The following is a 26,447-nucleotide window of genomic DNA, read 5'->3' as shown; positions in this document are numbered from 1 at the left end:
TGCTAATTTAACGAAAAATCCCTGTTCAGAATGAAAATTAATTATATTTTACCCCTCGAATTTTAAGAAAAGCACTCCTAACGGAGGGAGATTAAGGTCGATAGCTTCAAAGTTTCCGTCTTTCTTAGACCTCGCGCCGCCGTAATTTCCGACGCCGCTTCCGCCGTAAATTTCCGCATCACTGTTCAAACACTCGCCCCAATGTCCGCCGAGCGGCACCCTGATTCTATAGTTCATCCTCGGCACAGGGGTAAGATTGCATACTACGAGCACAGGTTCTTTTTGCTTCCTGTCTTTCCGTAGGAAAATTATTACGCTCTGCTCATAATCCTTGAAGTCGACCCACTCAAAACCTTCGTAAGAAAAATCGATTTCATAGAGGGCGCGTTCGTTTTTGTAAAATTTATTCAGATCGGCGACCCAGTTTCTCACTCCGCGGTTCAGTGAATTGTCGAGAAGGTGCCAATCGATACTGTTCTCATGATTCCACTCGTTCCACTGGCCGATTTCCCCTCCCATGAAGAGCAGCTTCTTGCCCGGGTGCCCGAACATATATCCGAGGAGCGCCCTAAGGTTTGCGAACTTCTGCCATACGTCGCCCGGCATTTTGTTCAGAAGGGAGCCCTTTCCGTGAACCACTTCGTCGTGGGAAAACGGAAGCATAAAGTTCTCGGTGAAGGCGTAAATAATGCTGAATGTGAGCTTGTTGTGGTCGTATTTCCGGTGCACGGGCTCTTGAGAGAAATACTCAAGCGTATCGTGCATCCACCCCATGTTCCATTTCATTCCGAAGCCCAGGCCTCCCACGTAAGTGGGTCTCGAAACCATCGGCCACGCGGTGGATTCTTCCGCCGTTGTCTGAACATCTGGATAACCGGAATATATGGACTGGTTCATTTCCTTTATGAAGCTTATCGCTTCGATATTCTCGTTTCCTCCATATTCGTTCGGTATCCATTCCCCGTTTTTCCTGCTGTAATCGAGGTAAAGCATGGATGCGACCGCGTCCACCCTGATGCCGTCTATGTGATATTTATCGAACCAGAACATTGCGCTGCTTTTAAGAAATGACCTGACCTCGTTTCTGGAGTAATTAAATATAAAAGAGCTCCAGTCGGGATGAAAACCCTTTTTCGGGTCCGCGTGCTCGTAGAGGTGAGTGCCGTCGAAAAACCCCGGTCCGTGCTCATCGGTCGGGAAATGGGAAGGCACCCAGTCGAGTATAACGCCGATGTCGTATTGATGGAGGGTGTCGATAAGATACATGAACTCCTCCGGGCTCCCGTAACGCCCGGTGGGGCAGAAATATCCCGTTGTCTGATACCCCCATGAGCCGTAAAACGGATGCTCCATAACGGGAAGAAACTCTACATGCGTAAAACCCGTGTCCTTCACATACGCGGCGAGCTTCTCTGCCAATTCCGTGTATTTTAGCGGTCTGTTGTTTTCCCCCGGCACCCTCATCCATGAGCCGATATGCACTTCATATACGGAAATCGGGGAGTCGAGCGAGTTGAATTCGCGCCTTTTTTCCATCCATGAGCCGTCATTCCACCTGTAATCCTGCTCCCAGACTATGGATGCCGTTTTAGGAGGGGTTTCCGCCCTGAACGCGTAAGGGTCGCTTTTGTTAGCCCGGTATCCCTTGTATCGTGAGGCTATGTGATATTTGTAGACGGTGCCTTTCCCTATTTCCGGGAGGAAAGTTTCCCATATGCCGGACTCGTCCGCTCTCGGAGTTAACGGGTTGGCTCCGTCGTTCCAGCCGTTGAAATCTCCTATCACCGATACAAACTCGGCGTTTGGGGCCCATACGGCAAAACGGACTCCCTTTTCCCCATCTTTCTCCGTGACATGTGACCCGAGTTTTTTATACATTTTCGCATGAGCGCCCTGTTTAAAAAGATAAATGTCGTAATCGCTTATGGTTTTCGAGCTCTCATTCATTGTCTCATTTTTCGTCATAGGATTCTTAAGAAATTTGTCTGTCACTGTTCCGATTTTTATTATACACTCTTGGAATAAAAAGATTACAGGCAATATTTATCCGAGCAGTCCGGTTCGAGTATAATTATAATGTTCATGCTTAAAGAATATCGAAGCATTACGGATAGTTTTCATTCGGGATCTGCGCGCCCGGTTATTGTGGAAGGAACCTCATATAGTGGTTGATCTAAATTCTTCGTTAAAAAAATCGGACGATCCTCAGGCCTTCGCAGGCAGGATTCTCTATCACCTCAGATACTCGATGGGCAAAAAGGTTTCCGAGGCCTCAGGTCACGACTTTTTTTACTCCATCTCTCTTGCCATACGAGAGCTGATAATAGACAGAATGTTCGAGACAGAGGAATTTTACGATAAAAAGGACCCGAAGAAGGTTTTTTATCTTTCCCTGGAATATCTTATCGGACGGTCTCTTACAAATAATCTCCTTAACCTGGGGATCTACGATCTCTGCCTGAGGGCGCTTCAATCGATAGGCGTCGATTTTACGGAAATAGTCGAGGCGGAATCGGACCCGGCGCTCGGGAACGGAGGCCTCGGCAGGCTTGCGGCGTGCTTTCTGGATTCAATAGCGACGCTCGGCATTCCGGGATTCGGCTACGGCATAAATTATGATTTCGGAATATTCAAACAAAATATCGTAAACGGCTATCAGGTTGAGCAGCCCGACCATTGGCTCGGGGAAGAATCGCCCTGGCTCATTGAGAGGACTGATGATATTTGCGTCGTTCCTATTTACGGCCAGGTTAAGATCGAGAAGGACGTGGACGGGAATTACAGACCGTTCTGGAGGGATTGGAAATTCCTTTACGGAGTTCCGTACGATATGCCGATTGTAGGTTACGGCACAAGGACTGTGAATTTTTTAAGGCTTTATTCGGCCAGGTCATCGAATGAGTTCGATATGAGGATATTTAACAGCGGAGATTACATGAAGGCGGTGGAGAAGAAGATGACCTCGGAAACAATATCCAAGGTGCTTTATCCTTCGGATACTGTCGAGCAGGGCAAGGAGTTGAGGGTCATTCAGGAGTATTTTCTTGTATCGTGCGCGCTGAGGGATATTGTAAGACGCTTTGTGCGAAAGCACGGCGGTCTGGGGAATTTCGCTTCCAAAGTGGCCATACAGCTAAATGATACTCACCCCGCGCTGGCAATAGCAGAGCTTATGAGGATACTCGTGGATGAAAACGGATTTGCCTGGAACCGGGCCTGGAAAATCACCGAATCCACTTTCGGTTTTACTAACCATACACTACTTCCGGAAGCGATGGAGAAATGGCCTGTATCATTGCTCGAACGCGTCATACCCCGACACCTGGAGATAATATACGACATAAACGACAGGTTCCTTAAAAAGATCAAGTCGAAATGGACCGGGGACTCCGACCGCGTTAGAAGAATGTCGCTCGTGGAGGAGGGGCATCCAAAACATATCCGCATGGCTCATCTGTCGATAGTGGGAAGTCATTCCGTAAACGGCGTAGCCGAGCTTCATTCAGAGCTTATAAAGAAGACCCTGGTCCCGGACTTTTACGAGCTCTGGCCCGGGAAATTCAACAATAAAACCAACGGCATTACACAGAGAAGGTGGCTGCTTGACTGCAACAAGGGACTCACGGAATTAATAAACGGTACAGTCGGCGGGGAATGGGTTACTGATCTCTACAAGCTCAAATTACTCGAGCCTTACTCGGAAGACAAGCATTTTCAGCATGAGTTCATAAAGGTCAAAAGGGAAAACAAGGAAGAGCTTGCGGAGCTGATTCACAAGACGAATCGCATCGTGGTGGACCCCGAAAGCCTGTTCGATGTCCAGATAAAGCGTATTCACGAGTACAAACGTCAATTGCTCAATATAATGCATATTATTCATCAATACCTGAGTATAGTCGAAGACCGAGTAGAGCTGGAGGTACCGAGAACGTACATATTCGCCGGGAAAGCCGCTCCCGGATACTGGGCCGCGAAGCAGATTATCAAGCTCATAAATAATATCGCCAATGTCGTAAATCACGACCCGAGGGTCGGCGATCAGCTCAAGGTGGTCTTTATACCGGATTATAAAGTCACGCTTGCGGAAAGAATAATTCCCGCAGCCGATCTGAGCGAACAGATCTCGACGGCGGGGAAAGAGGCCTCCGGTACCGGCAACATGAAGCTCGCGCTTAACGGCGCCCTCACGATCGGCACGATGGATGGAGCGAATATTGAAATAAGAGAGGAAGTCGGGGAAGAGAACATATTCATTTTCGGACTCCGGGCGGAAGAAATAATGGAGATGAAAAAATCCCACAGCTATAATCCAAAGGAAATATATGACACGAGTACTATTGTAAGGCGTGTAATAGATTCTTTCGAATCGGATGTTTTTTGCAAGGATGAGCCGGGGTTGTTCAAGTGGATTTACGAGGCCTTAATTTTAAACGGCGATACGTATTTCCATATAGCGGATTTCGAGTCCTACGTCAGGACTCAGGAAACGGTCGGCAGCGAGTATAAAAATACTGATGAGTGGGCCAGAAAGGCCATATTAAACGTCGCCCGTATAGGCAAGTTCTCGAGTGACAGGACTATCTCGGAATATGCCGCTGACATCTGGAACGTAAAGGGTTTTCGTACCTGATCTAAAACTGTCGCCGCTCACTTCCTGTCTTTTATATCAATGACAGGCCGCTTCCTGCAATCCCCTCTTCTCTTGCGTTTTCGGATTGACAACCGCACGCGGGTGAGGTTAGATTCTCTCGCAATGACAGGGGACGCTAGGGAAAGATTAAATACAATCCTGAGACAGAACTCGATTCTTCGGGGAAAATTCACGCTCGCGTCGGGAAAAGAGAGCGATTACTACATAGATGCGAGGCTTACAACGCTCCATCCCGAAGGCGTATATCTGATCGGGGAAATTTTGCTCGGAGAGATTAAAAAGTATTCCGGGATAAACGCGGTTGGAGGCCCCACTATGGGGGCGGACCCGATTGTCGGGTCTTTACTCTGTGCCAGCCACCTTAATGATTATCCCCTGAGAGGGTTTCTCGTTCGCAAGCGGGAGAAGAGTCACGGAACGGGCAAGCTCATAGAGGGGAATCTGAAATCCGGAGACAAAGCGGCTATAGTCGAGGACGTGGTTACTACAGGGGGGTCCGTGCTTAAGGCCATAGACGCCGTGAGGGAAATGGGGGCAGAGGTTTCAAAGGTTATGGTAATAGTTGACAGAGAGGAAGGAGCGGACAGAAAGTTTTCGGATATGGGAATCGATTTTTACTCCATTTTCAAAATATCGGAGCTTCTATAGGCTCTGAGTAGATCAACCTATTTCGCCTGATTATTCGGATCTTTTATGCCGAGGCCGTATTCTTCGAGCTTCCTTCTCAATGTCAGCCTGTTGATACCCAGCGTTCTAGCCGCCTGCGAGCGATTCCAGCCGCTTGCATCGAGGGCCTCCTGCAACAGAATAATTTCAGCCTCTCTGACTATTCTGCCGTATATATTCTCATCTTCGCTCGAGTTAAGAAGATCTCTAACGGAGCTTCTGAGCGCTTGCTCGAGGGATGTGTTTTCCTCTTCCCCACTCGAGCGCCGCTTGTTTCCCAATTCCAGATCGTAGGAGGTTAAATAAGGGGTTTTTGTGAACGCAATCGCTTTTCTAATAACGTTTTCAAGCTCTCTTACATTTCCGGGCCAATCGTACTCTATGAGCCTGTTTTGAAACTTGCTCGTGACCCCTCTTATCCCTTTCCCGATCTGACTGCTGTGCCTGCGCGTAAAGCACTCGGACAGGAGCGGAACGTCCTCTTTTCTCTCCTTAAGCGCCGGGAGATGAATCCTCACGACGTTGATACGGAAAAAAAGGTCCTCCCTGAATTTCCCCTCCTGAACCATCCTGTCGAGGTCCATGTTCGTAGCGGTGATTATTCGGACATCGACGGATATCTCCTTGTTAGAGCCTAACCTGTGAAATGTGCCGCTTTGCAGCACCCTGAGGACCTTTGCCTGAAGCGGCAGCGACATATCCCCGATTTCGTCGAGGAAGATAATACCCCCGTCCGCTTCCTCGAATTTCCCCGTCCGAGACGAAACGGCGCCCGTAAACGCGCCCTTTTCGTACCCAAACAGCTCGGCTTCGAGAAGATTCTCCGGGATTGCCGCGCAGTTGAGCACCACGAAAGGTCTCTCCCATCTGGTGCTGACCTTCCATACAGATTCAGCTACAAGCTCCTTGCCGGTGCCGCTCTCGCCTGTGATCAGGACGGGGACATCGACACGTCCCACCTGTCCGATGAGCTTGCATACCTCCTGAAGCATAGGCGAGTCTCCGACGATTGCGCAGGTGACGCTGCTTCCCACGGATTCTCCGGGGAAATTTATAAGGTGCCCGCTGATTTCGGACTTTATTCCGAGAGCCCGGTTTACCGATTCGGCGAGGTTCGAGCTCTCAAGCGGCCTGAAGACGCAGTCGAACGCGCCGAAAGTCATTGATTCTATCAAATACCTCGTCCCTTTTTCGGAGGTGATAACTATCACGAAACATTTATCTCTTAACTTGCCGAGATTGCTTATACCGGAGCTGTCTATGTCAAGCAGTAACACGTCTATATCTTTTACTTCGACTACTTCGTCCGGCTCGGCGCAGACTAGAATCTCTTTTCTGCCGAGTACATTGCCGACCTCCTCGATTAAGTCGGAATCTTTTGTAAGTATTGCAACTTTTCCTTTCATACGTATATTATCTCCGAATGCTGTAACAAAAATATACGGGTTGATTATATAATAATCAACAGGTAGCCAAAAAACCCGATTAAAGTGCTTAAAACCCTGTAAATAGTATCCTGGCATTTTAATTGCATCATAGCCACTACTTTTATAATCAAAACCGTTATATCCATATTTTTCAGGAGATAATTTTTGGATTTAATTCTTCCGTTATCTATTGTACTATCGGCTTTTCTCGCTCTGAACATCGGCGCAAACAATTCAGCCGCGTCGATGGCCACCGCCTATGGGGCGGGGGTAAGGACCAAGAGGGAAGCGACCGTAATCATAGCTATATTTGCGTTGCTGGGGGCTGTGCTGGCAGGCGCTCCGGTTGTAAAGACGCTTGGCAATGGACTCGTGCCGGGCGAGATACTTTCTTCCCATATAGGTCTCGTATTAATAATTTTCATAATTGCGACTTTTTTCGTGTCCTGGGCGAATATTGCCCGCGTTCCGGTGGCAACGACTCACGCGATTGTATGCGCTATAGTAGGCGTAGGTCTTTATTCAAGGTCCTTGAACGCTGAGAAGTTCTTCGAGATTGTCATTTGGTGGGTGTTGACCCCGCTTGTGGCTCTCGTATTAAATTACATGATAGCGAGATTTTTATACATCAGGACACTGAGTTTTTTAACCGATCATTTCTCCGAAGGGCGGATTAATACGATATTGTCTGTTTTAATTACCGTATCCGGTATTTTTATAGCCTTTTCCGCCGGGGCTAACAATTCGGCGAATGCTGTGGGACCTCTGGTCGGGCTTGGTCTCATGTCTCCGGGTATCGGTGCAGTTATGGCGGGCGTTGCGATGGGGGCCGGCGCGCTGCTGCTCGGGGGCAGGGTACTGGAGAGCGTAGGCAAGGAAATAACCGAAATCTGTATATTGAGGGCAATATCGGTTGAATTCATAGCCGCCGTATTGATTCTGGTAGCTTCTTTCTTCGGAGTGCCTGTCTCTTTAGCCGAGATAGTGACATCAGGTATAATAGGTTTTTCTATCGCGCAGCAGGGTTTCACGGTGACAGCGCGGAACAGGCACGTGGTTCGTATAGCTTTCTTCTGGTTTGTAATACCGTTTGTTGCAGTGGGAATGGGGTATGCGATGTCTTCGCTTTATTTCAGATACGACGTGGCGGCTATTATTACAAAGAGTTTCGGTTACTAAAATAACGTGCCGCAATGCCGATTGACTTATACGGGAGGTAATTAGCAATAACTACTTCATCTTCAGTAACCAGGGGGCCTGAGGAACGCGGGGTCGGGAAAAGGAGATTCGACCCTGAAGAGGTGAGAAAACTCAACCTTGAGTTCGCGGACAAAAGCGCACAGGACGTGCTTGAGTGGGCTGTCGATAATTTGCACCCCGGCTTGGCTCTTGCGTCGAGCTTCCAGGCCCAGGGAGTCGTGGCTATCGACATGCTGATGAAGATTAACAGAGAAGCCAGGGTATTTACTCTCGATACCGGAAGGCTTAATCAAGAAACCTACGATGTTATGGACGCTATAAGGAATAAGTACGGAACGAAAATAGAGGTGGTTTTCCCCGATAAAAACGAGGTCGAGGAAATGGTGCGTGAGCGCGGGGTCAATTTGTTCTATAAGGGGAGAGACAACAGGCTCCTCTGCTGTGATATAAGGAAGGTAAGGCCGCTTAAACGCTATCTCGCGGGTCTCGACGGCTGGATTACGTCCATCAGGCGGGACCAGACTGAGAACAGGGCGGGGGCGATGAGATTCGAGCTTGACGAGCTTCACGGAGGGATACTAAAGGTAAATCCCCTGGTCGACTGGACGAGCGAGCAGATCTGGGACTATATACGTGAATATAAAGTTCCCTATAACAAGCTCCACGACATGGGTTATCCGAGCATCGGCTGCGAGCCGTGTACGCGAGCCGTAAAACCCGGAGAAGACCCGAGGGCAGGGCGCTGGTGGTGGGAAAACGACTCGGACAAGGAGTGCGGTCTTCACTTTAACCATGAAGAAAATTCATGATGCGTTTGCCGTCCGCAACTAATAAAGCCCATTATCAGCATCTCAAGCATCTATCGTCTATAAACATGGATGAGTTTTCATTCTTATGGCGTGCTTAGGCATGGTGTATTTCTCTATGATAGGCAGGAAATAACTTGTCATTCGCAGCCTGGTCCGTGATTTATGCCCGGCGGTTTGAAAAGAAGATATTTTTACAACGGCTTACTGAATATTCTCTTCCTCTATCTCTTCTTCCTGTATCTTAAAGGGTATCGGCGAGGCGTGGTGAATCACCATCCTCCAGCCGTCTTCGGTTTTTTCAAATATATTGGTCGATACGGAAACGTTCATCATAACTGGGTCCCTTCTTATATAGGTCAGTTCCTGAATACATGTGACACACGCGGCGTCGCCGTATATGTCTACAGTTACATTGTGGAGTTTGATGCCGAGCTTGTCTTCAGGATCAAATACATTCTCCCAGCTCTGTCTGATCGCTTCCCAGCCCTGAAGCATTATCCAGCCCGGATGAGTGCATCCGGCCCTTTCGTCATGGACGAATACTGTGCTCATCAGCTGAAGGTCTCTCGATCCCAGAGCCTCGTAAAACCTTTTGTTAACTTCGAGTACTTTTTCTTTGTCGGAGCTTTCAGTCATTTTATTCCAGCTATTTTATACCTGAAAATTGAAAAGATTTCTTTTGCTCTTCGATTCTGTTTTTTCAGGGTTTAAATCGCAGGCTGCGTGTTGAGACTTTACTGTATTCGAGGCGTTCCCGGAGAAACACTTTTCTTATCTGTCAAAAAGCGCGAGATAGGTGAGGACGGGCCTGGGCGAACCGCCGATTTGAGACGGAGAAAATTTCCTGTCGGGCGCGATGAATTCAACCCGGACCCCCTTTCCGAGAAGGTCCACAAGAAGGGCCGCAATCCCGCTAATCTGATGCTCCAGTCTATTCTTGTCACTGTCCGGGGTAAACTCAATTACCGCCCCTGTCATCTCGTCGTCGCCCTGCATCTCCCTCACCATCAGCCTCCCGGTTTTGGCGGTCGTTTTCCAGTGAATGAGCCTCGGATTATCCCCTTCGCTGTATTCTTTGATTGACCTCAGGTCGTCCCCGAATCCTGTTTTCTCCGGCTCCCTTTCGCCTGATCTGTCCTCACGCGTTTCCGCCCCCGCGACTGCATCGTCAATCTTTGGGAATACAAGTATTTCGTCGTCTCCGATGTCTACTTTTATCCATTTTTTGAAAAAGCCGAACGGGAATCTGGTCGAAAGTCTTGCTTCCGGAATCCTGTTCCATCCCCTCTCTCTGAAAAGATATCTCACAGTCGCTGTCTTTACAGTGCCGGTCGGCAGATAGGGTATATATCCCTTCTTCCCCTCTATCTCTACTGTCAGGGAATAGGAGGGTATAAGGAATTTTCGGTTACTGAGCGAGAATTTTAGCGGGGCAGGCGTTAAGGCGAACGCGTCTCGGGGGGGCAGCAGATTGACCTCAATCCGCGACAGGTTTGCCATCGAGATTATTCCTGAAGCCACGACGAAGCTCATCATTGTCCCGAAGGTCAGGTAGAGCAGATTGTTACCCGTATTAATGGCCGCAAAACCCACGAACAGGCTCAGGCCGATGAAGGTCACTCCTTCCCTCGTCGGACTGGTTCTCGCCCAATTGTCTTTACCCAGTTTAAGAAGACTCATAATGAGGGACGGAAAGACGGAGGCATCTTCTTTATATCTCCGCCCGCCGCATGCATTAATTATATAGCTCTAACCGGAGTATTTCTTCCGTTATTTGAACATATCCAGTAACCGGCCGAGGGAGTTTATGATATCCCCCTTGACCCTGGATATGTCGTTGTAGATTGCGAGAAACATTATAAAGATGAGAATCGTGAGTCCTATCCGCTGACTTATTTCGAGACTCCTCGGGCTTAGGGGCTTTCTCTTGATACCCTCAATTGTGAGATAGACCACATGCCCGCCATCGAGCATCGGAATGGGAAACAGATTGATAACCGCCAGATTGATGCTGATAAAACATGTGAACTGAAGAAGCTGCGCAATGCCGCTTTCCGCTGCCGCCCCCGATACCTTGGCTATCAGTATGGGGCCCGCAAGGCTCTTGCCCGCCGTACCCAGCGCGATTTTTCCTGTGATGAGTTTATAGAGGAAACCGAACAGCAGTACCACGACTTCCACTATCATTTTCGCGGCTTCCGTTATTCCATTTATTATCGCCTCGAAGAACCCGTATTTTTTTACGATCTCCTCCTGATAGGGGGATATTCCGATGGCTCCCTTTCCCGTTTCGGCTGATTCCTCGGGGGTTATATTTTTTGTAAGCTCATTTCCCTGTCTCTCGATTAGGAGAGTTATCTCTTTGCCGGAATTCTCTTTTATTGTCGATGCCATTTGGTCCCAATCCGTTACGCTTACGCCGTCTATCTCCAGTATTTCATCGCCCCTCTGAAGGTCTGCCTTGTCTGCGGGGGTCCCGCCGAGCACCGATCCCACTTTAGCCTTGATTGGCTCACCGAACCCTATGGCCACTATTCCTTCGGGCGAGGCTTCCGCCTTTACCGGAATTGTCTTTGTCTGACCGTTCTGTTCTACCTTGATGTTCAGCGTAGCGTCGGGATTTGTCTGTAACTGTATGTTCACGTCTTTCCAGTTCGAAACCTCTTTGCCCTCGATCTCAAGGATTTTATCACCCTTTTCAAATCCGGCCTCGGCAGCCGCGGAGTCCGGCCTGACATAGCCGATAACGGGGGCTTTTTCGAGATATGCCGGGACCGTAATACCGATCATGAAAACAATAGGCAGAAATACGAACGGGAGCAGGAAATTCATAAAAGGACCCGCAACCACTATCAACAGCCTGTTAAGTATGGGTTGATTCGAGAACCCCCTGGGGTATTCCTTCTCGGAATACGTTTCAGTGCCCTCGAGATTCGCAGCCCTGGAATTAAGTTCGATTTTCTTGTCCTCTCTTTCAATCTCGAAGGTATATTCTTTCTCCGGCTGCTTTTCAAGGCTGGCTTCCAGCTGTTTCCACTTCGGGTAGGACGTGAGCTCTTCTCCGTCAATTTTAACAATTCTGTCTCCTGATCTGAATCCCGCTTTTTCAGCTTCCGAGCCGGGCATCACCCTATCCACAATAAAATTGCCCTCCGATCCTTCACCGTACATTTTTACGTATCCGCCGAGAGGCAGCGCGCATACGAGGTACTCCGTTTCCCCGCGCTTGAAGCCGAACAGCTTCTTGCCGAAGCCGAGAGAGAACTTCTCCACTCTTACTCCGCTCCATTTAGCGAGGAGAAAGTGTCCGAGCTCGTGTATGAATACCAGAATTCCTATAACAAAAATAAAAGCAATTATTGCCGTCATCTATTCAATTCTCCTAGTTTCTGATTAATGATAAGGTCGTTTCTCTTGCCCAGGCGTCGCTTTCGAGCACGCTGTCGAGTGAGTCAGCCGCCTGGTTCTTATGAAGGTCCATTACCTTTTGCACATTTTTTACTATATCGGTGAAACCGATTTCCTGGGATAGAAAGGCGCGAACCGCCACTTCGTTAGCCCCGTTCATTACCGCAGGCAGCGTACCCCCTTCGTCGAGCGCTCTGAATGCCATTCGGATCGAAGGGAATTTCTCGTAATCGACTTCACGGAAGGTAAGCTCCCCGAAGCTCTCCGGCCTTACTTTATCCCCGTTAATCGAGATTCTCTCCGGATATGAAAGTGCATACGCGATTGGTATTTTCATGTCCGGCTCGCTCATCTGCGAGATAATGGAACCGTCTATATATTCTACCATAGAGTGTATTATACTTTGCGGATGTATCCATACTGTTATCTGCCCGGGGTTAAATCCGAAGAGCCATTTGGCCTCTATGATCTCAAATCCCTTGTTCATTAGTGTAGCCGAATCTATAGTGATTTTGTCCCCCATTTTCCATGTGGGGTGATTGAGGGCCACTTCAACCGTAACATTTTTTAATTTTTCTATGGGGGTATCGAGGAAAGGCCCGCCCGACGCGGTAATTATAAGCCTTTTTACATATTTGGTTCCGCCGCACTCGAGCGCCTGAAAGATGGCGCTGTGCTCGCTGTCGACAGGAATTAACCTCACCCCTTTTTCCTGAGCCGCGTTTGTTATGATTTCCCCCGCGACAACCAGAGTCTCTTTATTCGCGAGCGCTACGTCTTTCCCGGCTTTTATGGCCGATAAAGTAGGCATAAGCCCTGAGGCCCCGACCATGGCTGAGACTACCTGCTCCGTCCCCTCCCACGCCGCTATATCGCAGGCTCCCTTCTCACCGTAAAGTATTTCCACCTTTTGATTGCTCAGATTGCGATATAAAGTGTCGGCAAGTTTTTTCTCTTTGACTGAAACCGCCTCGGGCTTGAATTTCAGAATCTGTTCGCCGAGCGTATCTATATTTTCTCCGGCTGAAAGCGCCAGTACGTTAAATTTCTCGGGATGCCGGGAAATTACTTCGAGGGTTTGTCTTCCTATGGAGCCTGTGGAGCCGAGCACGGAGATGTTTTTCAAATCACTTCCCTTTTTTTTACCTGGTCTCCCGTGAGACCGAATCTCCTCTCTCTTGCCTGGTAGTTAAGTATCGCTTTTATAAAATGCCTTTTCCTGAAGTTGGGCCAGAGCGTTTTTGTGACATAGATTTCCGTATAGGCGATCTGCCAAAGCATAAAGTTGGAGAGCCTCATTTCGCCGCTCGTACGGATAAGAAGATCAGGCTCGGGTAAGTCCACAGTAGAGAGAAATTGGGAGAAATTAGACTGATTTATATTTTCAGGGTTGACTTTGTCGCTCGATGCAATCTGTTTGACCGCGTCCACAATCTCTTCCCTCCCGCCGTAGCTCAGTGCGAGAGTTAATGTCAAATCCCGGCATGCCCGCGTTTTTTCAATCGTATCCGTGAGCACTTCGTGCACGTCGCGTGGAAGCTCCCATAGCCTTCCGATGGCTTTTAGTCTTATCCCGTTTTCAACAAGCTTTCCGCACTCGTTTAGAAGGTAATGTTTCAGAAGCTCCATAAGAGCGTTTACTTCCGCGCGGGGCCTTTTCCAGTTCTGGGCTGAAAACGCATAGAGTGTAATATGTCCGATACCCAGATCCCTGGCCGCTTTTACTACCGAGCGCACCGATTTCATGCCCTCTCTGTGCCCGCTTATGCGGTCGAGATTCTTTTTTTCCGCCCACCTCCCGTTGCCGTCCATTATTACGGCGATATGTGACGGGAGTTTATCTTCATCGATGGATGATTCGAGCTTCCCCTTCATAAGGTATGTAATTATAACACTTCAGGTTCATTAAAAAAGTGGAAATACTTATGCGGGAATTCGGGTCGAAAACTCACTGTTTAAACATTAATTTTGAAAGGTAGGATAGAGGGAACGCGATAAAAACTACTATCAGCAGCACCGTGGATATAACCAGAAAAGTTAGACAGTAGATAAAAAATGAAACGGGAATAAATACAATTTTATACAGGATAAACCAGTCCTTTGAGAGCTGGAGAACAACCGAGCTGTAACTTTGGATAAACCTGCTCAAAACCGTGAATACCATTTCAAACATTTTTGATCCCCGCAACTAATTTATACAATTCCTATCCTCAGTTCAAATTATTGAAAAACGGCAATATTTGTTTGGGCCGGTTAATCGTCTCAACCACAACAACCAGGCGGCGGGCTAATTATACCGAAACTCAAAACAGTCGGCGATTCCCTAACCGCAAGTTGCCACTTATTATATGTTTGGTTAATCTCTAAATATAAGAGGAATAAATAGAGTGAAAATAAACAGAATCATAATTGTTCTGCTCTTGCTCGTCTTTGGCTATACCGGGGCTTTTGCGGATGACGCAACGTATAAAGGACTTTCAAACTTCACAAGGGTTCTGGACCTGATCCAGAGAAACTACGTCGAGGAAGTCGGTTCCGAGGAGCTTACAAACAGCGCCATCGACGGTATGCTGAAGACACTCGACCCTTATTCCGCTTATCTGAGTCCGGAGCGTTACAGAGAGCTTGAAATAGGCACTTCCGGTGAGTTCGGCGGAGTGGGAATGGAGGTATCGGTCGAGAATGGCGTGCTTACCGTAATCGCCCCCATAGAGGGAACCCCTGCCGAAAGGGCGGGTATAAAGCCCAGGGATCAGATAATAGAAATCGAAGGCAAGCCTACAGAGGGTATGGTCGTTCAGGAGGCGGTAAAGCTGCTCAGAGGGCCAAAGGGAACCCCGGTCAACGTTACCATAAGAAGGGAAGGGGAACCCGAGCCGAGGGTTGTCACCCTTGTAAGGGACAAAATTACGGTTAAGAGTGTAAAGCCCGAGCTTCTCGAGAACAACATCGGCTATATAAAGCTTACTCAGTTTCAGGAGAATACATCACAGGAATTGAAGTCTGCGATCGATGAGCTTCAAGCTCGGAACGGCGGGGATTTAAACGGTATAATACTTGACCTCAGGAACAATCCCGGAGGACTGCTTGCAGAAGCAATTGACGTAGTTGATGAATTCATAGACAAGGGCCTTATAGTTAGCGTTAAAGGAAGGGATGAGAATCAGTCAAGAGAATACTTTGCGACTAAAAACGGCAGTTTCCAGCGGTTTCCGATTGTCGTCATCGTAAACGAAGGCAGCGCGAGCGCATCCGAAGTTGTCGCTGAAGCCCTTCAGGACAGCAAAAGGGCGGTAATCCTCGGCACCAAAACATTCGGGAAAGGGTCCGTTCAGACGATAATCAAGCTCGAAGACGGCTCGGGACTTAAACTCACGACGGCTAAGTTTTACGCGCCGAGCGGTAGATCGATAAATGAAGTGGGAGTTACGCCCGATATCACCGTCCAGAATGACAACGACCACGACAAGCAGCTTGAGCGCGCGGTCAATATTTTAAAAACCTCCGGTGTAAATACAGCGATTCCCAAGGGATAGGGAGCTCCCCTATATTGCCTAAAACGCCCAAAAAGAAGAATAAGACAACAAGACCGTACAAAAGGAGAAGAAGCAAGGGTAGCCGAACCGGAAGAATATTCGCGCTCACATTCGGATTTATCGTCCTGATCTCGCTCAGCTTATACGGGTTTTATTATCTAAAAAATAATACGTCCTCCGATCCCGGAGGGCCTTCCGCTTCACAAATCAGCGGACTTATAGGCGATGCCGACGACAACATAGCCGGAGCTTTTTTCGATTTGGGGATTTCCCTCAAAGACGTCAAATCCAAAAAGGTTTATAAAAAAGAGAAGGAAGGGGTCAGCTGGGAATATAAAGAAATTAGAGTAGGGGTTCCGCAGGGGCCTTCCGAAGAGGAATTAAAATCAGTTTTCAGTAAATATCTATCGAAGACGCCTGCTTTGCAGCAGAAGTTCGGCAGTGCCGGAAATTCGCTGACTGCCGAAATAAAAATTAATGATTACGACACCCACCGAATCACATTTGCGTTTCCCGCGCAGAAACCTGCACCGGAAAAGATTGTAAAAGACGGGGCGATTCCCGAGCCGAAAAGTGCGGACGTCGGGGAGACCCCGGATAGCTCGAAAGTGCTGCCATACAGTACGTCAATCAGGCCCAAGGTCGTAATTATAGTTGATGATATCGGTGTAAACAAAAAGCAGATCGACGCGCTTCTCGAATTGCCGGGACCCGTCACGTTTGCCGTTCTGCCCAATCTCTCTTATTCGGATTATGCGGCGGAAATGGCCAGGAACGAGGGTTGGGAAGTGATTCTTCATTTGCCCATGGAGCCAAAGGAGTCTTCCGGTTACGTCGCAGCAGACGCCGGGGAGAGCGTTCTGCTTGTTGGTGTCTCAAAGAAGGATATTCTGGCAAAGCTCAATGAGAATCTGTCATCCGTGCCTTATGTCAGAGGAGTCAATAACCATATGGGGTCAAAGTTCATGCAAAGTGAAGAACTCATGAAGCTGGTTCTGAAGGAAATAAAGGGCAAGGGGCTGTTTTTTGTGGACAGTATGACTTCGAGCGACAGCGTGGGTTACGAAACAGCGGCAAAAATGGGGATGAAAACCACAAAAAGAGACCTGTTCCTGGATGATTCATCCAAGGGGTCCGGTTACGTTAAATCCCAGATTGAGAAACTGGTAAAGATTTCCGAAAAAAAGGGTTACGCGATCGGAATTTGTCACCCGTATCCGGATACGATAAAAGCGCTTTCCGAGATGCTTCCCCAAATTAAAAACAAGGTTGAATTAACGACAGTTTCCAATATTTTAGACGACAGGAGAGAGGTCAGTGAAAGATAGAACAATATATTCTCCCCGGAGGGATAATAACAATGGGACTTGTTGACGATGTAAGAAAGAGACGGGATTCCTGGATAAAGAGATTCGAGGAACACCGTCAGGAAGAATATGAGACAGACAGTAACACGGACCCGGAAAAGGAAGAGAAAAGGATCATGGAAAACCGGAGAAAAGTCGGGGTCTTTCCCAAAAAGGATCAGGACGACTGAACGGATCAGATTCTGCGTCTAGCGCACTTGACAATTTAGCGCTAATCCTTTAGCTTGTTTTAGTTAGAGTTTCGAATATCAGGAGGGATTTATTAATGCCAGGAATTGTGGTCGGAAACAATGAGAGCATAGACAGTGCGCTTAAAAGATTTAAAAAGCAGGTTGAAAAAGGAGGTGTTCTGTCCGAGGTCAGAAGACGGGAGTTCTATGAAAAGCCGAGCGAGAAGAAAAAGAAAAAGCTTTTCGCCGCGAAAAAGCGCATTGTAAAACGCTCGAGAAGAAACTAGCATCTTAATAAATATACATACAGATCAATACCGGTAGGGGGGACACTACTTTGTATGCAATATTCCACGAGATCAGGGCCGGGGCCCTTTCCTTTGAGAATCCGAACATCACGAAAGAAACCGCATTACTTATAGATGGTAAATTTTAACAATGACGGTGTTGTTAAAGAGATAAAAAGGAGGTTGAGCATTTTAGACCTCATAGAAAATTACACATCTATTAAAAAGGTGGGAAAGGGTTACGTAGGGCTTTGTCCTTTCCACGACGACCACAATCCTTCTATGCATGTGGATGAAGAAAAAGGTTTTTTCCATTGTTTCAGCTGCGGAGCCGGCGGAGATATTTTGGCATTTTACATGAGATATAACTCCATCACATTTCCCGAAGCGGTATCAGAGCTCGCAAAGCGTGCGAATATAAAAGTTGAAAAGCCCACTGTCGGTCCCAAGCGTAAATCCCAGGCCGGCGCCTTATTAAAAATTAATTCCGTGGTTTCCGGATTCTATAAAAGGGTTTTACTGAAAAGCGGGAAAGCCGGGGCTGCGAGGGATTATTTGAAATCCAGAAAAATCCCGTCGGAAACTATAGAAGAATTTAATCTCGGCTATGCACCCGAGGGCTGGGACCATCTTGTAAAATATTTGCAAAAGCACAACATTCCGCTAACGCTTGCCGAAAAGACAGGTCTTGTCGTAAAGAAGAATAACGGCGAGGGTTATTATGACAGGTTCCGAGACAGAATAATGTTCCCTATCGGTAATGTCGAAGGCAGGGTTATAGGTTTTGGCGGCCGTACTGTGGAAGGCGAAGGCGACCAGCCGAAGTACATAAATTCTCCCGAATCCGAAATCTATCACAAAAGAAGGAATTTCTACGGACTGGATAAGTCGAGAGACCACATAAGGAAAAACAATAGGGCAATAATAGTCGAGGGTTATACGGACTTTTTGTCTCTTTACTCGGCAGGAATAAAAAATGCGGTTGCCACGCTGGGAACTGCGCTCACGCGCGATCATGTGGTGATTTTGAGGCGTTATACCGATAGATTTGTTGTTGTGTTCGACGGGGACGAATCCGGCACTAAGGCCGCGGTAAGGTCGCTTGATATTTTTCTTGAAGAAGGTCTGTTGCCTAATGTGGTTTTATTGCCCGGGGGAAAAGACCCTGATTCCTTCCTATCCGAGGATGGCGGGGACGAATTTATTCGCCTGGTGGAAAACTCGCCGAGTCTTCTTGATTTCTACATAGAAAATACAATAAGAGAATGCAGAAACGGCAATATGTCTTTAAAAAGCGGTGTAGGAGAAATTGCAGCTATACTTATGATGGTGAATGATCCTCTCCTCAAAAGCAGCTATATTAAAAAAACAGCCGAAAGGCTCGGGCTCAGGGAAAACGAGGTTTCTTCGCTTATTAAGCGGAAAAAAGCGCCCGGCGGGATAGGGGACGCCAGGGCCGTCAGCGCAGCGAATAACCATGAAAGATTGCTGCTTACCATCCTCTTGAAGTTTCCTCAACTGTCTTCGATAATCGCCGGATATGATTGGCACGGTTTGATTTCCAACGTTGAAGTAAAGTCCGTACTGGATGAAATTGTCGAAAAAGGCGTGCACGACCCGTCGTCACTTTTACAAAATTTTCAGGGCAATCCTGCGCAGAGTCTTATTTCGGAAGCGCTGTTTTCATCTTCGGGAATATCCGATGAGAAAACGGCGGGCAAAATGATCGATTCATGCATAGGCAAATTAAAACTGCTAAAGCTCGAAGAGGGGTTAAAAGGTCTACGTCTTAAGATGGATGAAGCGGTGAAAAATAAAGACTCTTTACTTGAGAAAGAGCTTCTGAAGGAATACTCGGACTTAATGAAACAAAAAAACCGGAAGAAGGGAGAGCCTAATGGGAAAGAATAAAAAGAACGACTTTCAAATCGATAGCGTCACGGAGGACAGGCTATCCGATTCGGCGGTCGAACCTTCAGAGGACGAAAAGCTAAAGGGCGATAATGTTTACCTTAAGGACAGTGAGAATGAAAACGCGGACGAAGATGAGGAAATAAGTGAGAAGGGGAATAAATACGTTTTTAACTTAAAGAACGCCAGGGAAAACGCTAACGAATATGACTTAATAAGGTTTTATCTCCATGAAATAGCCGACCATTCCCTTCTGACCAGGGAGCAGGAAATACGTATTGCCAAAGAAATTGAGACCGGCAGGAGAATCGTCGCAAGAGCGATATTGAGTTCGTCTCTTTTGTTGAAGGAAATAATAAGTCTTGCGGAAGAGCTCGAAAAAGGGAGTTTGGATATAAGGGATATCACGAGTTCACTCGACGATGCCGATAATTCCGTCGAGGAAGAGGTGGATCTTGGCATAAGAAACTCCATAAACTCTATAACCAGGCTCTTTGAAGAGAACGAGCAATTCAGAAAGGAACTGGAAAGCGTTAGCGAAAAGAAGAAAAAAGTCCTCCTCCAGAGAATAAAGAGAAATAACAACAAAATGCTGGCTTATATGGAAGAAATAAACCTGAACGGATTTCAGATGGAAAGAATTGTCTCGGTAGCCCGCAGTCACATAGACAAGCTGGAAGGGGTAAAGAACCAGTATGCAGGACCCCGTAAAAAGAAGCTCTCCCCGGCTTCGAGGGCAAAAAAGGAATTACAGGACAATATGCAGGATTTACTTGCCGAAGCGGAAGCGAATACCCTAATGCTCAAGAAGTCTCTTAGAAGAATCGATCTGGGGGAGCATATGACCCAAAGTGCGAGGCGGAAGCTGATAGAGTCAAATTTGCGTCTTGTAGTCAGTATCGCCAGGCGGTACATAAACCGCGGCCTTCCGTTTCTCGATTTGATACAGGAAGGGAATATGGGACTCATGAGAGCGGTTGAAAAGTTCGAACATAACAGAGGATACAAATTTTCAACCTATGCCACGTGGTGGATAAGGCAGGCGATAACCAGAGCCCTTGCTGATCAGTCCAGAATAATTAGGATCCCGGTCCATATGACTGAGACTATTAACAGGATTGTCAGGACTTCGAGGCTCCTTGTGCAGGAGCTTGGAAGAGAGCCGCTGCCTGAAGAGATAGCTGAAAAGGTCGGTATACACGCTGATAAGGTCGCGCGCGTGCTTAAAATTTCAAAAGACCCCATTTCGCTTGAGACTCCTATAGGGGACGAAGAGGACAGTAAGCTCGTTGATCTTATAGAGGACTCAAACACCACTTCTCCGGTCAAGGTGCTCGAAATGAGCGAGCTTAAGGAGATAATAAGCAACGCCCTTTCTTCCGTGCTCAACACGAGAGAAGAAAGCATTGTGAGGCTCAGGTTCGGGATAGACGATGAAAAAGAGCACACGCTTGAAGAGGTGGGCCATGAGTTTAACGTTACGCGTGAGAGGATAAGGCAGATAGAGGTAAAGGCTATAAAGAAATTAAAGCGCGCGGGCAGGGTCTATCCGATAAAAAGCTATCTTGAAAAGGCTTGACGTCAGATTTTTACAGCCGGCGGCGCTCTTTTTGCCTGATAGTTTACAAGGAATCTTTTACTTTCTCATCAGCTCTTTTGCTTCTTCAAAATAGACAAGAGCGGATTCGGTAGTCTTCAGCCTTAGCATCTGTTTTATTTCCGAAACGGTAGCGCCTTCTTCGATCGCAAGCATTGCCGCTGTGTGCCTCAGGCTTACCGGTTTTATCCCCTCCTTTTTGATTCCCGAAAGCTCGAAGTAATGATTCACGCGCGCCCTGATCCCGCGGGTCGTAATTCTCTCCTTGATCGACCTGTTTCCGATCCCCCAGAAGAGCGGTTCCTCCCCGCCCGAGTCTCCTCTTTGCTCCAGATAACTCTCAACCGACTGCTCTACACCCGGACTGAGACTTACTTATTCATCTTTTTTATCCTTGTTCTTGCCCTGTACGTATATCACTTTGGTGCCGTCTCTTGATTTAAGATCCTGGAGGTTCGCCCTCACTATTTCAATTTCGCTCAATCCGGACCTCGCCATCAGATTTAATATAGCCCCGTCCCTTACCCCCAGAGGCGAATTAAGGTCGATCACGCTGAATAGTTTTGCGATGTCTTCGCGCGAAATCGAATCGGTGAGATGCCTTTGGGGACGCGAGCTTCCCTTGACGCTTCTGGCCGGATTCTCGTTTATTTTTCCCGTCGAGACTAAATATTCATAGAATCTCCTCACCGCGGTTAAATATGCGGACATCGACGTCGGGGATAAATCTTTAGAGATTAGGTAGTCCTTGTAGCGCTGTATGTCGTTTGAGTTGAGACCCGCAGGGGAAACATTGCCAAGCCACTTTGAAAACTCGCGCAGCGCCTTTCTGTATGTTTCCTTTGTTGTCTCTCTTCTCCTGAGCGATTCTATGAAGCTGTCAACAAGTTTATCCATTCATAAAAATTAAAGCATTTTTATTGTTTTTATTCAAATTCGAGTATTGACATATTTGATATCTGATGTAATTTATATCGCAGAATCTGGGTGGCAATGCTGAAGAGGGAACACCCGGTCCCATTCCGAACCCGGAAGTTAAGCTCTTCAAGGCCGATGATACTGCTCCTGTACGGGAGTGGGAAAGTAGGTAGCTGCCTTGGTTCTTTTTTTTTTTTGCCGTTTTTGATTCCCTGCTCGAGACTTTCCATAACATACTCGATTCATTATACCGAACCGGCCTCCTCAAAATTTAATGATTGTTTGTTTTGTCCCAGGCTGTTGTGTAGTATCTTTCTCGTTTTAATTCTTTTATCAATGAGGCCCTGCAGGTGAAAAAGACCAGACTCGCCGTTTTTGTTTCCGGAAGCGGCACAAATCTTCAGGCGATAATCGATGCCGATATTCCTTGTGTAGAAATTGCGCTTGTTTTCAGTAACAACCCCGGCGCCTATGCCCTGGAGCGGGCTAAAAAGCATGGAATTCAGTGTGAGGTGATCGACCACAGGGGTTATAAGAACAGGGAGGAGTACGACAGGGACGTTTTAAGCGCGATCGAACCCTACGGAATCGAGCTGATAGCGCTTGCGGGTTTTATGAGAATATTTTCCCCCGTTTTCGTGAGGGCTTATAAGAACAGGATTATAAATCTGCACCCCGCGCTTCTCCCCTCGTTTCCCGGAATAAACGCTGCCGGGCAGGCGCTCGAGTATGGTGTGAAGTACACAGGCGTAACGGTTCATTTCGTAGACGAAGGAGTCGATACCGGGCCCATAATACTCCAGTCAGTGGTGCCGGTACACGAAGACGATACGGAAGACGCTCTTCTTGAAAGGATTCATGAGGAGGAGCACAGGATCTATCCCGAAGCAATAAGGCTTGTCGCCGGAGGGATGATTAGTATCGAAGGCCGAAGGGTACTCAAAAAGACTTAGGATTCAGAGGGCTTTTTATATTTCCTTTCCTACAGCGCGGGCGACAGGGGCCGCCTTTTCCATCAAAATTGAGAACTTCTTGGGCTTGAGTGATTGCCCCCCGTCGCTTATAGCGATTTCAGGATTATTATGAACCTCTATAATAAGCCCGTCAGCTCCTGCGGCTATCGCGGCCAGAGCCATAGGGGTGACATACTGCCAGTACCCCGTGCCGTGGCTGGGGTCGGCTATTATGGGAAGATGGGTTTTTTCCTTGAGCACAGGAATCGCGTTCAGGTCAAATGTATTTCTGGTTGCGGTCTCGAACGTCCTGATTCCCCTCTCGCAGAGCATTACATCTTCATTCCCTTCGGATAGTATGTACTCTGCGCTCATCAAGAACTCTTTTATGGTAGTGGACATGCCTCTTTTCAGAAGAACGGGCTTACGCGATTTACCGATCTGCTTTAGTAATGAGTAGTTTTGAGAGTTTCTGGCTCCGACCTGCAATACATCCGCATACTCGATTACGTCGTCGAGATCATGAGGGTCGAGTATCTCCGTAACTATTGGCAGTCCGGTCTCTTCCTTTGCTTTTGCGAGAAGCTTGAGTCCTTCGACTCCTAATCCCTGAAAAGTATACGGTGAAGTCCTGGGTTTATACGCTCCGCCCCTAAGCATGCTTGCCCCCGCTTCCTTCACGGCCCGCGCTACCTGCATAATCTGGTCTTCGTTTTCAACAGAGCAGGGTCCCGCGATTACAGTTAATTTATTGTTGCCGACTACCGTATTGCCGATGTTAATATGAGTGTTTTCAGGTTTGTATTCGCGGCTTGCCAGTTTGTAGGGTTGAAGAATCGGGACAACCTTCTCGACGCCTTCGAGCACGCTCAGTGTTTCTATATCCTGGGGTTTACCCCTTTCGTCCCCTACGGCTCCGATAACGGTTCTCAGCATTCCCTCGATAAGATGAGCCTGGTAGCCAAGCTCGTCGAGTGTGGCGACGGCCTTTTCAATCTGATCCTTCGAAGCGCCGCTTTTCATTACAACTATCATTTCTAAATTCTCCTCGGCTTTTCAAAGCCCGATAACGTTGAATAAAAAGCTTATGTTACATGAAGGGCTAATGTTGTCAACAGCCCTGAAAGTACCGGAAAACCGTTAATATTCCACCGAATGTATTATGTCTAAGCGGTATTTGTCCTTATACTATTGATTCTTTCTGTATTGCATAGAATAATAATGTTCCTACTCCAGAGGGCAGGTGGCGAAATCGGCAGACGCGACGGCCTCAAAAGTCGTTGGGCTCACGCCCGTGGGGGTTCGACTCCCCCCCTGCCCAGTCCCTTATTTTCTTTCTTGTAGTCACCGGCACTCTCTTTGTAATTTTCTCCTGTTTTATTGTAATATAGACACGTGGGCGGTTTCACACTGCACTTAATAGTCGGGGCTGAGATTTAAAAATGCAAAAAGGAAGAGTCCCTTTTAAGGGTGTAGAGGAAAACGAGGCTATACGGTCGATTCTGGAAGGCACATCGACAGCGATAGGAGAGGCATTCTTCGCTTCCCTTGTCGAGAACCTTTCTAAAGTGCTCCATACCTACGGCGCATGGGTGACAGAGTATCTGGAAGAGACGAAGCGTCTCCGTTCCATGGCCTTTTATCTCGGCGACCACTGGATAAAGGACTTTGAGTATCCGCTTATCGGCACGCCCTGTGAATTGGTTGTAGAGGAAAAGAGACTCGTCCATGTGCGTGACGAGCTGTTCAGTAAGTTTAAAGGAAATCCGGAGCTGAAGGACTTTCGTCAGACAAACGCCGTAAGCTACCTCGGCATCCCCTTTGAGGACACGGATGGAAGGGTTCTCGGACACCTTTCGGTAATCGATCGGGAGCCGATTCCCGAAGACCAGGAAGTGGTAAACATATTCCGCATTTTCGCAAACAGGGCGAGCGCCGAGATGAGACGCTTGCGTGCCGAGAGGGATACTCTCGAAAGGGAAGAGAAGCTGAGAAGACTTTTCGACAGCGCAATGGATGCAATAATCGAGCTCGATAAGGATTTTAAAGTAACTCGTCTGAACCCCGCGGCATCCAAATTATTCGGCTCGGCAAGCGAAAAAGTGACGGGAAGGCTCTTTAATCGCCTGCTCACTAAAGAGAGCAGCGGAAAGCTCCTTCAGCTTTCAGAGTTTCTGGACGCAAAACCGGAGGGGGAGAAATTTATCTGGATACCCGAGGGATTGAGGGCAGTAAGCGAAAAGGGCGCTGAATTCCCCGCCGAAGCCACACTGTCGAGTTTTCAGATGGGGAAAGAACGCTTTTACACGCTCATATTGAGAAACGTGAATGAGAGGCTTCAGGCTGAACAAAAAATACGGTCTCTTACAATAGAATCGGAATATTTGAAGGAAGAACTTAAATCGCTGACCGAGTCGGACGGCATAATAGGGGACAGTAAATCTTTGCTCAGGGTTTTGGGGGACGTGAGGAAAGTGGCGGGTACCGAAGCCACGGTCTTGATACAGGGTGAGACAGGGACGGGAAAAGAGCTTATCGCCAGGTCCATACACTCCTCAAGCCGCCGCTCTGATAAACCTTTCATAAAGGTGAACTGCCCGGCAATTCCATCCAACCTAATAGAGAGCGAGTTCTTCGGCCACGAGCAGGGCGCTTTCACGGGAGCGACAAGAAAACGCGAAGGACGTTTCTCCGTAGCCGACCGCGGGACAATATTCCTGGACGAGATAGGGGAGCTTCCTGTTGACCTTCAATCCAAACTCCTCAGGGTGCTTCAGGAAGGGGAGTTCGAGCCTGTGGGAAGCTCGAAGACAGTTAAAGTCGATGTCAGGGTAATTGCGGCTACAAACCGTGATCTTTTAAGAGAGATAAAAGAGGGCAGGTTCCGGGAAGACCTTTACTACAGGCTTAATGTCTTTCAGCTGGAGCTTCCTCCGCTCAGAGAACGCGCCGATGATATAGAAAAACTTGCGCGCTCCTTCATTGATAAATTCTCAAAGAGGAACGGTATTGCATTAAGCCCGCTAAGGGATGAAGATGTCTCCCGTCTCAAATCTTACAACTGGCCCGGGAATATCAGGGAGCTTCAAAACGTTATCGAGCGCGCCGTAATTACTTCGACCGACGGGCACTTGAATCTGGAAGGGCCGCTTCCCGGTAGCGCAAACGATGCGGATTCGGGCAAAACATCACAGTCAATGGAGGCGAAAGATACAGTTCTGTCAGACAGAGAATTAAAAGAGCTTGAGAAAAATAACATTCTAAGGGCTCTCCAGCGGACAGGATGGAAAGTGGCAGGTAAAAACGGCGCGGCTTCGCTTCTGGGCCTTCCGACATCAACCCTCAATTCAAAAATTAAATCTTTCGGAATAAAACCTCCCTCCTGATAAGATAAATTCCACCTTACTATCGAGATTTCACCGGACAGACTAGCGACAAGTCGCTACTAGCGGGATACCGCTACCATTCAGTCTTTACTTCTTTGTATATAACACACTGTTGCTATTGATATTTTATAAATTCAAGGGAGATGGCACGCCCCTTGCGC

At 47.7% G+C, this 26,447-nt stretch carries 23 protein-coding genes, 1 tRNA gene and 1 rRNA gene; 14 read left to right on the top strand and 11 right to left on the bottom strand.

The genetic code is table 11. From position 1 onward, the window contains the following. Positions 1-48 precede the first annotated feature (48 nt). Positions 49-1,947, bottom strand: coding sequence for a 1,4-alpha-glucan branching protein GlgB (gene glgB / locus RIG61_07990; protein MEQ9619098.1), 1,899 nt, complete (start codon positions 1,945-1,947; stop codon positions 49-51). Positions 1,948-2,164: 217 nt separating this feature from the next. On the opposite strand from glgB, the gene RIG61_07985 reads away from it, so the two are divergent. Together RIG61_07985 and pyrE are read left to right on the top strand one after the other, a co-directional pair. Continuing rightward, positions 2,165-4,630, top strand: coding sequence for a glycogen/starch/alpha-glucan phosphorylase (locus RIG61_07985; protein ID MEQ9619097.1), 2,466 nt, complete (start codon positions 2,165-2,167; stop codon positions 4,628-4,630). Positions 4,631-4,753: 123 nt separating this feature from the next. Beyond that, the gene (pyrE, locus tag RIG61_07980) at positions 4,754-5,299 is read left to right on the top strand and encodes an orotate phosphoribosyltransferase (GenBank protein ID MEQ9619096.1); all 546 of its coding nucleotides are present in this window, start codon (positions 4,754-4,756) and stop codon (positions 5,297-5,299) included. Positions 5,300-5,316: 17 nt separating this feature from the next. On the opposite strand, the gene RIG61_07975 is transcribed toward pyrE, so the two are convergent. Continuing rightward, positions 5,317-6,723, bottom strand: coding sequence for a sigma-54 dependent transcriptional regulator (locus tag RIG61_07975; GenBank protein ID MEQ9619095.1), 1,407 nt, complete (start codon positions 6,721-6,723; stop codon positions 5,317-5,319). Between the two features lie 186 nt (positions 6,724-6,909). Between RIG61_07975 and RIG61_07970 the strand changes: the two genes are divergently transcribed. Together RIG61_07970 and RIG61_07965 are read left to right on the top strand one after the other, a co-directional pair. Further along, positions 6,910-7,923: an anion permease gene (locus RIG61_07970; GenBank protein ID MEQ9619094.1), complete on the top strand. Its 1,014-nt coding sequence runs from the start codon at positions 6,910-6,912 to the stop codon at positions 7,921-7,923. 122 nt (positions 7,924-8,045) lie between these two features. Beyond that, positions 8,046-8,753 (top strand): phosphoadenylyl-sulfate reductase, encoded by a 708-nt coding sequence (locus RIG61_07965; GenBank protein ID MEQ9619093.1) that lies wholly within the window; start codon positions 8,046-8,048, stop codon positions 8,751-8,753. Between the two features lie 201 nt (positions 8,754-8,954). On the opposite strand, the gene RIG61_07960 is transcribed toward RIG61_07965, so the two are convergent. The 6 genes from RIG61_07960 to RIG61_07935 all read right to left on the bottom strand — a co-directional run bounded on the left by RIG61_07960 (position 8,955) and on the right by RIG61_07935 (position 14,334). Then, positions 8,955-9,389, bottom strand: a complete 435-nt coding sequence (locus tag RIG61_07960) for a nuclear transport factor 2 family protein (protein ID MEQ9619092.1) — start codon at positions 9,387-9,389, stop codon at positions 8,955-8,957. 135 nt (positions 9,390-9,524) lie between these two features. Continuing rightward, a complete protein-coding gene (locus RIG61_07955) occupies positions 9,525-10,433 on the bottom strand; it encodes a DUF58 domain-containing protein (protein MEQ9619091.1) in 909 nt (302 codons plus the stop codon). A 90-nt stretch (positions 10,434-10,523) separates the two neighbouring features. Further along, positions 10,524-12,122 carry an RIP metalloprotease RseP gene (gene rseP, locus RIG61_07950; GenBank protein ID MEQ9619090.1) on the bottom strand — a complete coding sequence of 533 codons (1,599 nt, stop codon included), beginning with the start codon at positions 12,120-12,122 and terminating at the stop codon, positions 10,524-10,526. Between the two features lie 13 nt (positions 12,123-12,135). Further along, a complete protein-coding gene (locus RIG61_07945; protein MEQ9619089.1) occupies positions 12,136-13,287 on the bottom strand; it encodes a 1-deoxy-D-xylulose-5-phosphate reductoisomerase in 1,152 nt (383 codons plus the stop codon). Beyond that, positions 13,284-14,036 carry an isoprenyl transferase gene (locus RIG61_07940; GenBank protein MEQ9619088.1) on the bottom strand — a complete coding sequence of 251 codons (753 nt, stop codon included), beginning with the start codon at positions 14,034-14,036 and terminating at the stop codon, positions 13,284-13,286. The genes RIG61_07945 and RIG61_07940 overlap by 4 nt, the downstream gene beginning before the upstream one ends. A 73-nt stretch (positions 14,037-14,109) precedes the next feature. Continuing rightward, positions 14,110-14,334: a hypothetical protein gene (locus RIG61_07935; protein MEQ9619087.1), complete on the bottom strand. Its 225-nt coding sequence runs from the start codon at positions 14,332-14,334 to the stop codon at positions 14,110-14,112. 214 nt (positions 14,335-14,548) lie between these two features. On the opposite strand from RIG61_07935, the gene RIG61_07930 reads away from it, so the two are divergent. From RIG61_07930 to rpoD, 6 genes are all read left to right on the top strand, one after another. Then, the gene (locus RIG61_07930) at positions 14,549-15,697 is read left to right on the top strand and encodes a S41 family peptidase (protein ID MEQ9619086.1); all 1,149 of its coding nucleotides are present in this window, start codon (positions 14,549-14,551) and stop codon (positions 15,695-15,697) included. Between the two features lie 14 nt (positions 15,698-15,711). Further along, positions 15,712-17,025 (top strand): divergent polysaccharide deacetylase family protein, encoded by a 1,314-nt coding sequence (locus tag RIG61_07925; protein ID MEQ9619085.1) that lies wholly within the window; start codon positions 15,712-15,714, stop codon positions 17,023-17,025. Positions 17,026-17,057: 32 nt separating this feature from the next. Continuing rightward, the gene (locus RIG61_07920; GenBank protein MEQ9619084.1) at positions 17,058-17,234 is read left to right on the top strand and encodes a hypothetical protein; all 177 of its coding nucleotides are present in this window, start codon (positions 17,058-17,060) and stop codon (positions 17,232-17,234) included. Positions 17,235-17,329: 95 nt separating this feature from the next. Then, positions 17,330-17,521, top strand: coding sequence for a 30S ribosomal protein S21 (gene rpsU / locus RIG61_07915; GenBank protein MEQ9619083.1), 192 nt, complete (start codon positions 17,330-17,332; stop codon positions 17,519-17,521). A gap of 135 nt (positions 17,522-17,656) precedes the next feature. Next, positions 17,657-19,432: a DNA primase gene (dnaG, locus tag RIG61_07910; protein MEQ9619082.1), complete on the top strand. Its 1,776-nt coding sequence runs from the start codon at positions 17,657-17,659 to the stop codon at positions 19,430-19,432. Beyond that, positions 19,419-21,011: an RNA polymerase sigma factor RpoD gene (gene rpoD / locus RIG61_07905; GenBank protein MEQ9619081.1), complete on the top strand. Its 1,593-nt coding sequence runs from the start codon at positions 19,419-19,421 to the stop codon at positions 21,009-21,011. The genes dnaG and rpoD overlap by 14 nt, the downstream gene beginning before the upstream one ends. 57 nt (positions 21,012-21,068) lie before the next feature. Here the strand turns inward: rpoD and RIG61_07900 are convergent, their stop codons facing one another. After that, complete coding sequence (locus tag RIG61_07900) at positions 21,069-21,260, bottom strand: hypothetical protein (protein ID MEQ9619080.1); 192 nt, start codon at positions 21,258-21,260, stop codon at positions 21,069-21,071. A 144-nt stretch (positions 21,261-21,404) separates the two neighbouring features. After that, positions 21,405-21,926, bottom strand: a complete 522-nt coding sequence (locus RIG61_07895) for a phage integrase N-terminal SAM-like domain-containing protein (protein MEQ9619079.1) — start codon at positions 21,924-21,926, stop codon at positions 21,405-21,407. Positions 21,927-22,012: 86 nt separating this feature from the next. Here RIG61_07895 and rrf point away from each other — a divergent pair. Beyond that, positions 22,013-22,129: ribosomal RNA gene (gene rrf / locus RIG61_07890) — 5S ribosomal RNA — on the top strand. Between the two features lie 168 nt (positions 22,130-22,297). Next, positions 22,298-22,900 (top strand): phosphoribosylglycinamide formyltransferase, encoded by a 603-nt coding sequence (purN, locus tag RIG61_07885; protein ID MEQ9619078.1) that lies wholly within the window; start codon positions 22,298-22,300, stop codon positions 22,898-22,900. A gap of 15 nt (positions 22,901-22,915) precedes the next feature. Here the strand turns inward: purN and aroF are convergent, their stop codons facing one another. Then, on the bottom strand, positions 22,916-23,935 hold the full coding sequence (aroF, locus tag RIG61_07880) for a 3-deoxy-7-phosphoheptulonate synthase (protein ID MEQ9619077.1): 1,020 nt from the start codon (positions 23,933-23,935) through the stop codon (positions 22,916-22,918). Between the two features lie 202 nt (positions 23,936-24,137). Between aroF and RIG61_07875 the strand changes: the two genes are divergently transcribed. Together RIG61_07875 and RIG61_07870 are read left to right on the top strand one after the other, a co-directional pair. Further along, positions 24,138-24,221, top strand: a tRNA-Leu gene (locus RIG61_07875). 121 nt (positions 24,222-24,342) lie between these two features. Beyond that, positions 24,343-26,286, top strand: coding sequence for a sigma 54-interacting transcriptional regulator (locus RIG61_07870; protein MEQ9619076.1), 1,944 nt, complete (start codon positions 24,343-24,345; stop codon positions 26,284-26,286). Positions 26,287-26,447 lie beyond the last annotated feature (161 nt).

Source organism: Deltaproteobacteria bacterium (genome assembly GCA_040223695.1).
GTDB lineage: Bacteria > Desulfobacterota_D > UBA1144 > Nemesobacterales > UBA2774 > JAVKFU01.
Note: the sequence above shows the minus strand (reverse complement) of the source record. Positions and strands in the feature narration are given on the sequence as shown.

What these genes read in the sequence shown, in the direction of transcription:
- RIG61_07960 (MEQ9619092.1), bottom strand. Translation starts at nt 9,389, where the DNA reads ATGACTGAAAGCTCCGACAAAGAAAAAGTACTCGAAGTTAACAAAAGG.
- RIG61_07940 (MEQ9619088.1), bottom strand. Translation starts at nt 14,036, where the DNA reads ATGAAGGGGAAGCTCGAATCATCCATCGATGAAGATAAACTCCCGTCA.
- RIG61_07920 (MEQ9619084.1), top strand. Translation starts at nt 17,058, where the DNA reads ATGGGACTTGTTGACGATGTAAGAAAGAGACGGGATTCCTGGATAAAG.
- rpsU (MEQ9619083.1), top strand. Translation starts at nt 17,330, where the DNA reads ATGCCAGGAATTGTGGTCGGAAACAATGAGAGCATAGACAGTGCGCTT.
- aroF (MEQ9619077.1), bottom strand. Translation starts at nt 23,935, where the DNA reads ATGATAGTTGTAATGAAAAGCGGCGCTTCGAAGGATCAGATTGAAAAG.
- RIG61_07935 (MEQ9619087.1), bottom strand. Translation starts at nt 14,334, where the DNA reads ATGTTTGAAATGGTATTCACGGTTTTGAGCAGGTTTATCCAAAGTTAC.
- rpoD (MEQ9619081.1), top strand. Translation starts at nt 19,419, where the DNA reads ATGGGAAAGAATAAAAAGAACGACTTTCAAATCGATAGCGTCACGGAG.
- dnaG (MEQ9619082.1), top strand. Translation starts at nt 17,657, where the DNA reads ATGGTAAATTTTAACAATGACGGTGTTGTTAAAGAGATAAAAAGGAGG.
- glgB (MEQ9619098.1), bottom strand. Translation starts at nt 1,947, where the DNA reads ATGAATGAGAGCTCGAAAACCATAAGCGATTACGACATTTATCTTTTT.
- RIG61_07955 (MEQ9619091.1), bottom strand. Translation starts at nt 10,433, where the DNA reads ATGAGTCTTCTTAAACTGGGTAAAGACAATTGGGCGAGAACCAGTCCG.
- RIG61_07870 (MEQ9619076.1), top strand. Translation starts at nt 24,343, where the DNA reads ATGCAAAAAGGAAGAGTCCCTTTTAAGGGTGTAGAGGAAAACGAGGCT.
- rseP (MEQ9619090.1), bottom strand. Translation starts at nt 12,122, where the DNA reads ATGACGGCAATAATTGCTTTTATTTTTGTTATAGGAATTCTGGTATTC.
- pyrE (MEQ9619096.1), top strand. Translation starts at nt 4,754, where the DNA reads ATGACAGGGGACGCTAGGGAAAGATTAAATACAATCCTGAGACAGAAC.
- RIG61_07895 (MEQ9619079.1), bottom strand. Translation starts at nt 21,926, where the DNA reads ATGGATAAACTTGTTGACAGCTTCATAGAATCGCTCAGGAGAAGAGAG.
- RIG61_07975 (MEQ9619095.1), bottom strand. Translation starts at nt 6,723, where the DNA reads ATGAAAGGAAAAGTTGCAATACTTACAAAAGATTCCGACTTAATCGAG.